The sequence below is a fragment of the Algibacter luteus genome (assembly GCF_900141715.1).
Lineage (GTDB): Bacteria > Bacteroidota > Bacteroidia > Flavobacteriales > Flavobacteriaceae > Arenitalea > Arenitalea lutea.
Genome location: NZ_FQYK01000001.1, coordinates 699,691 through 712,303 on the forward strand (window position 1 = coordinate 699,691; position 12,613 = coordinate 712,303).

Sequence of the window (12,613 nt, forward strand, 5' to 3'; positions counted from 1 at the left end):
GGTAACCTGCCTGCCGGCAAGCTGGCGCCCAAATTTTTTTTATGCTAAAACCAGTAGTTGATTTATTGTTTCCGAAGGTGTGTTATGCATGCCATAATCTTTTAAGCGATAACGAAGATACCGTTTGTATAGATTGTAGGCATGATTTGCCTGTAACTAATTTTCATTTTGATGATAGCGATGGTGTGAAAAAAGTGCTTTATGGGCGCGCCAAAATTGAAAATGGCACCGCATTATTTCGATTTGAGAAGAATGGTAATGTACAACGGCTAATTCATAATTTGAAATATAAAGAACAAGAACAAATTGGTTTTATTCTTGGGAATTGGCTTGGTGGCGAGCTTAAAACCCTAGACACTTATAAAAGTATTGACGCTGTAATACCGGTACCTTTACACATAAATAAACTTAAAAAAAGGGGGTATAATCAAGTTGCAAAGTTTGGACAACAAATAGCACGAGCCTTAGAGGTAGATTATTTAGATGATGTTCTGGTTAAAATTACCAATTCCAAATCGCAAACCACAAAAGGGCGTTTTGCTAGATGGATGAATAGCGACGAGCTATTTGCTCTTAAAAATATGGATACCATTGAAAACAAACATATTTTACTTGTTGACGATTTAATTACCACTGGTGCAACATTTGAAGCGTGTATAAATGTTTTAAACCAAGCGAAAAATATAAAAATAAGTATTGCGACTATGGCAATAGCCTAAATAGAAGAAGCGTTATATTTTATAGTCGAATTTATGTACGTTCCTTCTGTGAAGAACCAAATTTTGTTTTACTTCAATAATCGCTCTGCTAGTTCATGAATTTATTTCATTCTGATTCTTAAGAATTTCAGAATAAAAATATTCATGTACTTTTGCTAAAAATTTAAAATTGTTAATGAACAAGACCTTATCAAATTTTGTTTTTGCCTTAGTTATTGGTATTGCTTTAATAAACTGCGCTAATCGAGGTACACCAGATGGCGGACCAAAAGATGAAACGCCTCCAACCATTGTAAAGTCGATACCCGAAAACTATTCAACCAACTTTAAGGGCGACGAAATAAGAATTTATTTTGATGAGTATATTAAAATTAAAGACTTAACCAAGCAGCTTATTATATCGCCACCTATGAAAACGCAACCAAACGTGACACCGCTAGGGGGCGCTAGCAAATACATTAAAATAACACTTTACGATACACTGCAACCTAACACCACTTATGCCTTTAATTTTGGTAATAGTATTACCGATAATAATGAAGGTAATCCCTATCCGTATTATCGATATGTGTTTTCTACAGGTGATTATCTTGACTCGCTTTCAGTCAACGGAAATATTGTTGATGCTAAAAACAAAGAACCTGAAACTTTTGTAAATGTAGCACTATACGAGGTGGATTCGACATTTACTGATTCTATAATTTACAAAGAAACCCCAAAATATATTACGAACACTTTAGATAGTTTAACCACTTTTTCTATTGAAAATTTAAAACCTGGCAAATATTTGTTGATGGCATTGAAAGATGGTAATGGCGACAATAAATTTCAGCAAAAAACCGACCAAATTGGGTTTCATAAAAATTTTATTGAAGTGCCTACAGATTCTTCGTATACCTTAAAACTTTTTAAAGAAGAGCTTGATTACACCGCTACAAGACCAAGGCTAATTTCTGGAAATAAAATTGCTTTTGGTTATGAAGGTGATTATGAAAATATGAAAATTGAAGTGCTATCTGAGACACCAGAAGACTTTGAATATCGTATAACCAAAGACCCTAAAGCCGATACTTTAAACTACTGGTATAAGCCTAAATTAGAAGTAGATTCACTTATTTTTAAAGTATCTAAAAACGATTTTGAAAAAGACTTTACTGTTAAAATTAGAGACCAAGAAAGAGATTCTATTCTTATTGAATCCTCTCCTTCTGGAACGATTGGCTATAATGAAGACTTTAGAATTATAGGAAAAACGCCTTTCGTGAAATTTGATTCATCAAAAGTAACTACGATGGATAAAGACTCGACAATGGTTAGTTTTACTTCAGTTTTTGATTCTATTCGCAACATCTATGCGGTTCGTTTTGATAAAACAGAAGATAATAATTATAAGATACAAGTACTTCCTGAAGCTTTTGAAGATTTTTTTGGTGATGTAAACCAAGACACCTTAAACTATAATTTAAGAACCAGAAAGTCTTCAGATTTTGGTTATGCACGATTTACTTTAGTGAATGCCACCTATCCGTTAATTATTCAATTAACCAATAATTCTGGTGAAGTCCAGGTTGAAAAATATGCAGAAGAAGCAGGAACCATCGATTTTTTAAATCTATCAGCTGGCATGTATTCTATCCGCGTAATACATGATGCTAATGGTAACCAAAAATTTGATTCGGGTAATTACTTAAAAAAGATACAACCAGAACGCGTAAGCCATTTTCAAGAAATAGAAATTCGTGCTGATTGGGGTATAACTGAAACCTTGCAGTTTAAATAATTTTAAAACTATCGCGGTCGTTTAAAAAATTGAGCTTATTTCTATATGCTTGAATATGTCTCTTTTCTAAAGTCACTATTTGAATTTGTTCCTTTCCAGATTGAAAATCTGTGATACAGTTACCCAAAACATCATAAACCGCAGAGTGTCCAGAATATTCGCTATTTACACCATCTACACCAACTCTATTCACACCAATACAATAAGACATGTTTTCTATGGCTCGAGCTTTTAAAAGGGCATCCCAAGCTGAAACTCTAGGTTTTGGCCAATTGGCAACATAGAGCAACAGATCGTAATCTTCAGTATTTCTCGACCAAACAGGAAAGCGCAAATCATAGCAAATTAATGGTTGAATTTTCCAACCTTTATAATCTAAAATTACTTTGTCTTGGCCTGCTGTATAGGTTTTATCTTCACCAACTAAAGTGAAGGTGTGTCGTTTATTGTAAATAAATATATTTCCTGAGGGTTCAACAAAAAGCAACCGATTATAAAACTTATTATGCTCTGTAATAACAATACTTCCAACAATTGCAGCTTTCTTTTTTGAAGCCGTGTTTTTCATCCAAGCCACCGTTTCTCCATGCATGGTTTCTGCTACTTTTTCGGCATTCATGGTAAAACCCGTTGTAAACATTTCAGGCAATACAAAAACATCTACCACTTCAGAAATAGCATCTATTTTTTTAGTGAAATTTAGTCGATTTTGCTCTGGATTTTCCCAAACTAAATCAGATTGAATGAGTCCAACTGTAAGTTCGTTTTGCATAAAGAATGTATTTAATGATGAAGAAGAAATTAGGATTTTTATTCTTCATCACCAAATGTAAGATGATAATTCTAAATTTGATAGTAATAAAAAAATTACCTCAAATCCTTTTTTGCTTTTTCAGAAGCTTCTTGATACTTTGAAATTTTGTCCAACCACTTTTCCTCATCTATTGGAGAAAGCTTTCCTTTCTTTTTAAGCTGCTCATATTTCTTAACCGCTACCTTATGCTTCTTAATAGATTTATCGTAATTAGATTGTGCTTTTTGCTGCCTTTTTAATTCCTTTTCTGCCTTTTTTTGCTGTTTTTTGGCTCTTTTTTGTTCTTTTTCAGCTCTTTTTTGCTCTTTTTCGGCCTTTTTTTGTTCTTTTTCTGCCTTCTCTAGGCGTTTCTCTGCTTTTTCAGCTTCCTCAATATCAGCCATTTTTTCATTAACAGCCAACTTGATTTTTTCTTGGTCTTCTGCAGTTAAAGTTTCAGTCACATCTACACCATTATTAAATATTTTTCCTTTTTTAACTTCGTAAGTTGCACCTTTAAAGCTAATTTCTTGGGCATTTAAAACAAATCCAAACCCCAAAAACAATACAATCCATAGTAATCTCATAATTATTATTTAATTTGTTATTCTTTACTTTAGACTCCAAAGTACACAAAAAGTAACTCATATTTGAATTAAAATTTTTGCAGCCTTATTTAATGTTTCATCGGTTTTAGCAAAACAAAATCGCAACACCTTATTGTCTAGATTATTTTCATTAAAAACGGATAAGGGAATTGAAGCTAAGCCTACTTCCTTAGTTAGCCTTTTAGCGAAATCAACATCGTATTCTTGAGTGATTTTAGAATAATCTAACACTTGAAAATATGTTCCTTTAGACGGTATAAACGAAAATCTCGAATCTTTAATGAGGCTCAAAAACAAATCTCTTTTTCGCTGATAAAACTCTGGCAATTCTAAATAATGCTTTGGCTCTTGCATGTAATCTGCAATACCTTTTTGAGTAGGATGATGAATGCAAAACACACTAAACTGGTGTACTTGTAAAAATAAATCCATGAGATCCTTTGGGGCGCAACAGTAGCCAATGCGCCAACCGGTATTGTGGAAGGTTTTACAAAATGACGCCACCACAAAACTTCTCGATTTTAAATCAGGAAACTTAGACGCACTTTGATGCGTTTCACCGTCATAAACCATATGTTCGTATACTTCATCACTCAACACTATGATGTTGGTGTTTTTGGTAATCTTTTCTAATGCCAACATATCTTCCTTAGAAAAAACGGTTCCGGTTGGATTATGAGGTGTATTGATAACAATCATTTTAGTACGATTATTAACTTTCTTTTTTACTAAACTCCAATCTACTTTAAAATGTGGTGCCTCTAATTGTATGGGTATCACTTTGCCGCCGTTTAGTTTTATCCCAGGTTCGTAACTATCGTAGGCCGGTTTGAAAATAATGACTTCATCATTTGGTTTTACAAAAGCTGAAAATATAGTGGATATGGCTTGAGTTGCTCCTGCTGTAATCGTAATTTCATCTTCTGGGTGATAATCAGAACCATATAGGTTGTTAATTTTATTTGCAATAGCTTCTCGTAACTCCAAATTACCTCGCATGGGCGCATATTGGTTGTAACCAGAATTCATAGCTTTACTTACCAAGTCGATTAGTTTTTGGTCGCTACCAAAATCTGGAAATCCTTGTGATAAATTAATAGCATTATGGGTTTTGGCCAAATGGCTCATGACCGAAAAAATAGTGGTTCCTACCTCTGGAAGTTTAGATTTATGCTGCATAAAAGTAAAGATACAGACTTCTTTTATAAAAACTATAACCCTAATTTACTTAATAAACTTTGCTTGTAGGTTCTGCCAATGGGTATTTTATTGTCGTTTATAAAAATGGTGTTACCTGAAATTTTACTAACAAACGCACTATTAATAATAAAGGATTTATGCACTTGTACAAATAGGCGCTCTGGAAGTTTTGTATTCCAACTTTTTAACGAATCAATATAAGATAGCCTTTGTTTTTCTGTAACTACCGTTATATAATTTCGTGCAGATTCGATATACAGAATTTTATTCAACACAATTTTATGCAATGTTTTATCGACATTTAAGAAAATAGTTTCTTCTTGATCTTCAGAAATGATTTCGGGAACTTCTATTCTTTCTTTTGCTTTATTAATTGCTTTTAAAAATCGATCAAAAGAAAACGGTTTTACCAAATAATCAACAATAGTATCAAGCTCAAATGAACTTACTGCATATTCAGAATAAGCTGTAGTCATGATAATTGCTGGTGGATTTTTAATCGTTTTTATAAAATCTAAACCAGACATATCGGGTAAATTAATATCTAAAAAAACAACATCAATAGTTTCAGTGTTTAGAAAAGCATTCGCTTCAATCGCCGCTTTAAAATTGCCTACCAATTCTAAACTAGGGATTTTTGCAATAAAATTTTTTAAAATTTTTTGCGCTGGAATTTCATCTTCTATGATAACACACTTCATTTTAAATTCAGTTTTAAAGACACTTTAAATACTTCTCCTTTATCAATATTAAAATCATAATCCTCTTTATAAATTAAGGCCAATCGTTTTTCAAGGTTTTGCAAGCCTATTTTTAAGTCGGTTGTTGTTACTTTTTCTTTATCAAAATCATTCTGACATTCAAGACTTAATACGCCCTGTTTTACTTCTATATTCACGTTAATTTCACTATTGAGCACACTGTGTTTAAAAGCATTTTCAATAATAGTTATTAAAAGTAAAGGTGCAATTTGATACTTATAGGAATCAATAGATTTATTGTAATTAATGCGCTTTACCCCTTCCGTTCTTATGGTTTGGAATTTCATGTAATTATCAATAAAATGAATTTCTTTTTCCAATGAAATGGTTTTCTCATTACTTTCATACAACACATGTTTTAAATTATCTGAAAGCATCAAAATAAGCTCTGGCGTTTCATTTGGTTTTTCTATGGAATACGAATAAATGGTATTTAAATTATTAAATAATACATGCGGATTTATCTGCGATTTTAAAAACTTCAATTCCATTTCGGCATGTTCTTTTTTAACGGCATCAACTTCTTCTTGTTTATCAATAAAACGGTATAAAATCCACACGAAAGAAAAGAAAATTAGGGGCGTTAAAGATTGCCATAAATAATCGCTCAGGCATTTTATAATAGTACAACCACATTTAGCAAATGCGTAACAATATAACTGTGTCGCAACAAAAGAAATACCCGCAAACACCAAAACATAAAGTACGTAAAGCTTCTTTTTTACAAAAAATGGCAGTAAAAAAAAGTTGTTTAGGTATACAATAGCAATTAATAAAGAAACGTATTGCAAAAATGGGTTCTCTTTCCAATAAAAATCTGAAAACAGAAATAGTGATACAAACACAAAAAGCATCCAAAACAAAATATGGACTAATACCTGCGATGTGTATTTATTTATGAATGTCATTTTTTAAAAGTAATTAGAAAAGCCAAAACCATCAAACATTATGTACGAAAGTAAGTTTTACAGTTACCAACGTAAAAATTACCGTTTGTATTTACAAGTTATGTATTAGTATTACCAATTTTGTATTGCATCCACATTCTTAGAATTTCAAGACTCGAGAAGCTACTTTTGACAGTAATCAATCAAAATCATCACATGAAACGAACAGTCTTTTTCATTACATTACTTAGCCTACAATTATGCCTTTCTCAAACCTTAAATCACATAGAATTTGATGAAAAAGGAAACGAAGTTTTACTCGGAGAAATAAACAAAAGTGGATTAACGAGCAACTCCTTTAATTCTTGGTTTTCTGAAAATCATGACCATTATTTAGTCAATAAAGCTATAATTAAAAAGCTAAAAGATTCTTTAAAAGAATATGAAATAAAAGTATTTTTAGGTACTTGGTGTGGCGATAGTAAAAAGGAAGTCCCTAGGTTTTACAGAATCATAGAAGCTGCCAAATTTCCGGATAGCCAATTGCAAGTCATTGCTGTTAATAAAACCAATGAGGCTTATAAGCAAAATCCGAATCATGAAGAAAAAGGGTTAAACATTCATCGTGTACCAACATTCATCTTTTACAAAAATGGCAAAGAAGTTAATCGCATTGTAGAGCATCCAAAAGAAACCTTGGAGCGCGATATGTGGAGTATCATTACTGATAACAAATACACACCAAATTATGTGGCCGCCAATTATATGGAAAATCTGCTAAAAACAAAATCGATAGACAGTTTAAAACTTGATGAAGCAAATTTGTTACCAAAACTAGCGGAATATGTAAAAGGGAGTAGAGAACTTAATACGTATGGTTATTCATTATTACGATCAAAACAAATAGAGAAGGCATTATATATTTTCGATTTGAATACTAAAATATTCCCTTATAAACATAATGTATACGACAGTTTGGGTGAAGCTTACTTTGAAGCAAAAAACCACAACGAAGCGTTAAAAAATTATTACAAAGTTTTAAGTCTAAAACCTGATGATAGTAATGCTTTGGAGATGATTGAGAAGATTAAGTTAAAAACATAATAACTTCTCGATACAATTTTATTTCGTTACTCTTCATAAAACCACTCGAAGTGACAATCGAGCTTCAAAGTCACTTAATAACAACGATGTCAGTTCGAGTGATTTCGATGTTTTATCGAAATTGTATCGAGAACTAATTAGAATTAAATTTCTTCTTTGAAAGATTAGGTAACTTCTCAAATTCATTATTAATCAATGCCTCCTTTTTTGCTTTAGACCATTTTTTTATTTGCTTTTCAGTATTAATAGCAATACTTGGTTCAGTGAATTCAGCATAAAACTCTAATGAAATCGGTGTTCTAGAAAATGTATAGCTTTCTTTATGTTTCCCTGTTTTATGTTCCAGATAACGCTTTTCAAGATCAGAGGTAAAACCTGTATAATAAGCACCGTCAGAGCATTTTAAAATGTAAACAAAGTAAATTTTCATAAATAAAGATAAACTTCCCGATACGATTCTGAGAAAAACAGAATCACTCGAAGTGACAACCTAAACAATCTCCATTTTCTTCAATAAAAAGGAAGCATTCATATTCTGGCAAACCCCTTGTTTTAGCTTATAATCGAAGTAGAGTTCGTCATTGACGATTTCAGCATCGAAATAATAGTTTTTCACGTCTTCCAGCTCTTGTTCAATTTCGCATAAACTTAAATCGTGGGTTGCAATAATTCCTGTTGCGTTTGAAGCCACTAATTTTTCTACAAACTTTCTAGATCCAATCGCCTTGTCGGTACTATTTGTGCCTTTCAAAATTTCATCTAAAACAATAAAATAAGGTTCTTGCTTTATAGCATCAACGATATATTTCAGGCGTGTTAATTCTGAAAAGAAATACGAACTATCATCGGTTAAAGAATCGGTTGTTCGCATACTAGTTATCAATTTTACAGGTGAATATTTGCTAGTTTTTGCACAAACAGGCAAGCCAACATTCGCCATAACAATATGCAGTGAAACCGTTCTTAAAAAAGTACTTTTCCCTGCCATATTTGCACCAGTAACTATATAAAACTGTTCGTTTTCGATGGTTAAATCACTATCAACTCGCTTCTCAAGATTTAATAGTGGATGCCCTAATTCTTCTGCGTTTATTACAGAACCGTGCTTAACTATTTCTGGCAAGATAAACTTTGGATGATTAAACGCATAGTTCCCTAAAGAGTTATAAGCATCGAAAAATGAAACCACTTCAAACCAGTCGGCAACCTTATCGCCATAAGTTTCAATCCATTTTTCAATACGATATGCATTTTTAACATCCGTTAGAAAATAACCATTACCAAAAATGGCTCCGATTAAATTATTTCGATTATCTAAAGAATCCAAAGATCTTGAAAGCTCCTTGAAAATCTGAGAGGCCTTTGTATTTCCGGACTGAATCTGTTGCTTTTTTGATTGTAATAATTCTGAGGTAAACGATTCGTTTTCAATCAAATCGAGTAACTGTGCATATTGTCTAAAGGTGTCTCTAACTTTATCTGTATTTGAAGCAAGTACATTTATTTTTTTTAGATATTTCCCTGTGATTGCTAAACCTAATAATAGCCAATATCCAATTAAAGCAGGATACGTAATCATATTTAAAAGGATAAGAACAAATAAAACCACAGAAATTATGGTAAAAGCCATGGGAACCCAAGACATGATTTTAGGCATAAAAGTTTTATGATTCTGCAACCAGTTTATAATTTTGTAAGCAGGTGTTTCAACATGAACTAAGCTTGCGGTAGCTGAATAATACTGACGCCATTTTGGTTTCTCACTTAATTCTTTTATGGCTTCTTGCCGTTTTAAAATGCCAAGTATATCATTTGCTTTTAGGGCATTTGCGAGTTCCTCAGTGCCTTCTTGAATACGCGTTCTATTAATGAATTGAAAGAAAGAACCTCGCCCGAACAAATCAATATCTAAACTGTAATAATGCTTCGGGTTTTGAAATTCAGAGCCATCCGCCCTTTGATGAAAATCGCCTTTTGCAATTTCTAATTCCTCAGAATTAATTTCGACCAATGCCGAATTAAAATCTCGAAGTCGCTTTACATCGGTGTATTTGGAAAGCAAATAAATAAATACAACTGTACCTAAAATTGCAATAGGAATAGCTATTTGCCATTGTTCGAAAAAGAAATAAATTCCAAAGCCTGTTGCTAAAAAAACTAGTAATCGTAGAGTGCTAAGAAGCGTCATTTCTTTATAGAGCCTAACCACTTCAATTTGATAGCGTTCTATATGGGTTTTATAATATTTTAAAGGATTTTTCATCAATTTAATTTCAACCATAAAGAAACAAAAAAGCCCCGAAATTTATCGAGGCTTTACTTATTTTTCTATATTATTTAATCTCTTCCGCCAAATACCTGAAGCGCCCAATACATGAGGTTAGCTAATGCACCAATAGCAGCTACTAGATATGTTCTTGCTGCCCATTTTAAAGCATCTTCAGAACCTTTGTATTCATCTGGAGTTACCATATTTTTATTCTTTAACCAAGCTAATGCTCTGTTACTAGCGTCGTACTCCACAGGTAAGGTGATAAAGCTAAAAAGTGTTGCAGCTCCCATAAATACTACACCTATAACGGCTACCCACCAGCCTAAACCTAAACCAGCAGCACCACCTAAGACTAAACCTCCAATGATTAACCATTGAGACATACTAGAAGTTACACTAACAACAGGAACTAAGGTAGAACGCATTTGTAACCAACTATAAGCCTGAGCGTGTTGTACAGCATGCCCACATTCGTGTGCTGCAACCGCTGCCGCCGCCGCATTACGTTGATTGTAAACCGCTTCACTTAAATTTACTGTTTTATTTTTAGGATTGTAATGGTCTGTTAATCGCCCCGGCGTTGAAATAACCTCTACATCATAAATGCCATGGTCTGACAACATTTTTTCAGCAATTTCAGCACCACTCATTCCGTTTCTAAGTTGTTCTTTAGAATACTTGTCAAATTTTCGTTTTAAAGTATTGCTTACTGCCCAACTTACTAAGGCAATTGCCCCAATTAATATATAATATCCAATCATTGTTTTTAAATTTTAAATTCTAATATAATATATCAAAAATAACGCCATTTTTTCAATCTGAATAATTGTCAGTACCATTATATATTGAAAAACGCCTAAAGCTTTAAAATAAAGCATTTAGGCGTTTAAATAACACTTTAAAACTAATACTATTAGCTCATTTCCATTTCAAAAGCTTCGGCGATTTCTTTGTAAACAATTTTACCATTTACAATATTCAACCCTTTTGATAATGCTTTATTCTTTTTACAAGCTTTTTCCCATCCATCATTAGCCAATTGAATAACATAAGGCAACGTTACGTTAGTCAGTGCCATAGTAGACGTGTAAGGCACTGCACCAGGCATGTTTGCCACACTATAATGCACAACCTCATCAATAATATATGTTGGATCTTGGTGCGTAGTTGGTTTGGTAGTTTCAAAACACCCGCCTTGATCTACAGCTACGTCAACCATTACAGTTCCCGGACGCATATCTTTCAACATGTCTCTAGTAATTAATTTAGGTGCTTTGGCACCTTTAATCAATACACCACCAATAATTAAATCGGCATCTTTTATATGTTTTCTAATGTTGTACTCGCTAGAGAATTCGCTTATCACATTATTTGGCATAGAATCACTTACATAACGAAGTGCCTTCATGTTAATATCCATAATGATTACATAAGCACCCAAACCTGATGCCATTTTTGCAGCTTGATAACCTACAATACCAGCACCTAAAATAAGTACTTTTGCAGGTGGCACACCTGGAACACCTCCCAATAAAATACCACGCCCTTTAATTGGTTTTTCTAGGTATTTGGCACCTTGCTGAACAGACATTCTTCCTGCTACTTCAGACATTGGGATTAATAATGGCAATGTACCATCTTTATTTTCAACTGTTTCATAAGCAATACAAATTGCTTTGCTCTCAATCATTGCATTGGTTAACACCTCGCTCGACGCAAAATGAAAATAAGTAAACACCACTTGATTTGACTTGATTAATTTATATTCAGGCTCAATAGGCTCCTTAACTTTCACGATCATTTCGGCAGTGTCATAAACCTCCTCAATGGTATCAAGAATAGTGGCACCAGCCTCAATATAATCTTCATCTAAAAATCCGCTATTAAAACCAGCGTTTTTTTGAACATAAACGGAATGATTTCTTTTTGATAACTCAAATACACCAGAGGGTGTCATACCCACTCTGTTCTCATTATTTTTAATCTCGATAGGAACTCCAATTTTCATAAATACGATGTTTTAAGGGTAAAAACCGAAGCAAAATTAAAACAATAATTTTAATATTATAATCAAAATAGACTTTTTGTTAAATTTTTTTCATCAAAAAATCGATTTGAGTAATTAAACCATAATTCATATGGAGTTAGTAGGGAAATCAGAAATTGCCAAAAACCTATTTTTTACCGTATGTTATCTTGAAGTAAATTAAAAGAAACGCAGAAACTACCGTAATACTATTGGCTAAAATCATCGATGGGCTATCCTTTAAAAACCCATAAATTAACCACGCTACAATACCGACAAAAAACAGAAGCAACATGGGTAAAGACAAGCTCGACACATCTCTAGTTTTCCACGTTTTATATACTTGAGGAAGAAACGCTGCGGTAGTTAAAATGGCTGCCGTAAAACCAATAATTTCGGTAGAATTCATGTATTAATTATTGATTAGTTATTATTTGGGCGCCTGCCTAACGGCAAGTTACCA

Annotated in this window: 13 protein-coding genes; 3 read left to right on the plus strand and 10 right to left on the minus strand. The window is 32.9% G+C overall.

Features of this window, described 5'->3' with window-relative positions:
• Nucleotides 1–41: 41 nt before the first annotated feature.
• Both BUA46_RS02925 and BUA46_RS02930 read left to right on the plus strand, forming a co-directional pair.
• The gene (locus tag BUA46_RS02925) at nucleotides 42–719 is read left to right on the plus strand and encodes a ComF family protein (protein ID WP_019386056.1); all 678 of its coding nucleotides are present in this window, start codon (nucleotides 42–44) and stop codon (nucleotides 717–719) included.
• A gap of 175 nt (nucleotides 720–894) precedes the next feature.
• A complete protein-coding gene (locus BUA46_RS02930; protein ID WP_019386055.1) occupies nucleotides 895–2,499 on the plus strand; it encodes an Ig-like domain-containing protein in 1,605 nt (534 codons plus the stop codon).
• On the opposite strand, the gene BUA46_RS02935 is transcribed toward BUA46_RS02930, so the two are convergent.
• The 5 genes from BUA46_RS02935 to BUA46_RS02955 all read right to left on the minus strand — a co-directional run bounded on the left by BUA46_RS02935 (nucleotide 2,492) and on the right by BUA46_RS02955 (nucleotide 6,769).
• Nucleotides 2,492–3,271, minus strand: coding sequence for an amidohydrolase (locus tag BUA46_RS02935; RefSeq protein ID WP_019386054.1), 780 nt, complete (start codon nucleotides 3,269–3,271; stop codon nucleotides 2,492–2,494). The genes BUA46_RS02930 and BUA46_RS02935 overlap by 8 nt on opposite strands.
• 95 nt (nucleotides 3,272–3,366) lie before the next feature.
• On the minus strand, nucleotides 3,367–3,879 hold the full coding sequence (locus BUA46_RS02940; RefSeq protein ID WP_019386053.1) for a hypothetical protein: 513 nt from the start codon (nucleotides 3,877–3,879) through the stop codon (nucleotides 3,367–3,369).
• A gap of 57 nt (nucleotides 3,880–3,936) precedes the next feature.
• Nucleotides 3,937–5,079 (minus strand): methionine aminotransferase, encoded by a 1,143-nt coding sequence (locus BUA46_RS02945; RefSeq protein WP_019386052.1) that lies wholly within the window; start codon nucleotides 5,077–5,079, stop codon nucleotides 3,937–3,939.
• A gap of 32 nt (nucleotides 5,080–5,111) precedes the next feature.
• The gene (locus tag BUA46_RS02950) at nucleotides 5,112–5,801 is read right to left on the minus strand and encodes a LytR/AlgR family response regulator transcription factor (protein ID WP_019386051.1); all 690 of its coding nucleotides are present in this window, start codon (nucleotides 5,799–5,801) and stop codon (nucleotides 5,112–5,114) included.
• Nucleotides 5,798–6,769, minus strand: coding sequence for a sensor histidine kinase (locus BUA46_RS02955; RefSeq protein WP_026009882.1), 972 nt, complete (start codon nucleotides 6,767–6,769; stop codon nucleotides 5,798–5,800). The genes BUA46_RS02950 and BUA46_RS02955 overlap by 4 nt, the downstream gene beginning before the upstream one ends.
• A 195-nt stretch (nucleotides 6,770–6,964) precedes the next feature.
• Here BUA46_RS02955 and BUA46_RS02960 point away from each other — a divergent pair, with 195 nt between their 5' ends.
• Nucleotides 6,965–7,852, plus strand: coding sequence for a thioredoxin family protein (locus tag BUA46_RS02960; RefSeq protein ID WP_019386049.1), 888 nt, complete (start codon nucleotides 6,965–6,967; stop codon nucleotides 7,850–7,852).
• Between the two features lie 133 nt (nucleotides 7,853–7,985).
• Here BUA46_RS02960 and BUA46_RS02965 read toward each other — a convergent pair whose 3' ends face one another.
• The 5 genes from BUA46_RS02965 to BUA46_RS02985 all read right to left on the minus strand — a co-directional run bounded on the left by BUA46_RS02965 (nucleotide 7,986) and on the right by BUA46_RS02985 (nucleotide 12,559).
• Nucleotides 7,986–8,282: a GIY-YIG nuclease family protein gene (locus BUA46_RS02965; protein ID WP_019386048.1), complete on the minus strand. Its 297-nt coding sequence runs from the start codon at nucleotides 8,280–8,282 to the stop codon at nucleotides 7,986–7,988.
• Between the two features lie 60 nt (nucleotides 8,283–8,342).
• Nucleotides 8,343–10,115 carry a MutS-related protein gene (locus BUA46_RS02970; protein WP_026009881.1) on the minus strand — a complete coding sequence of 591 codons (1,773 nt, stop codon included), beginning with the start codon at nucleotides 10,113–10,115 and terminating at the stop codon, nucleotides 8,343–8,345.
• Nucleotides 10,116–10,189: 74 nt separating this feature from the next.
• The gene (locus BUA46_RS02975; protein ID WP_019386046.1) at nucleotides 10,190–10,885 is read right to left on the minus strand and encodes a zinc metallopeptidase; all 696 of its coding nucleotides are present in this window, start codon (nucleotides 10,883–10,885) and stop codon (nucleotides 10,190–10,192) included.
• A gap of 152 nt (nucleotides 10,886–11,037) precedes the next feature.
• Nucleotides 11,038–12,132 carry an alanine dehydrogenase gene (ald, locus tag BUA46_RS02980; protein ID WP_019386045.1) on the minus strand — a complete coding sequence of 365 codons (1,095 nt, stop codon included), beginning with the start codon at nucleotides 12,130–12,132 and terminating at the stop codon, nucleotides 11,038–11,040.
• Nucleotides 12,133–12,298: 166 nt separating this feature from the next.
• Entirely contained in the window at nucleotides 12,299–12,559 is a 261-nt protein-coding gene (locus tag BUA46_RS02985; RefSeq protein ID WP_019386044.1) for a SemiSWEET family sugar transporter, read from the minus strand.
• Nucleotides 12,560–12,613: the final 54 nt, after the last annotated feature.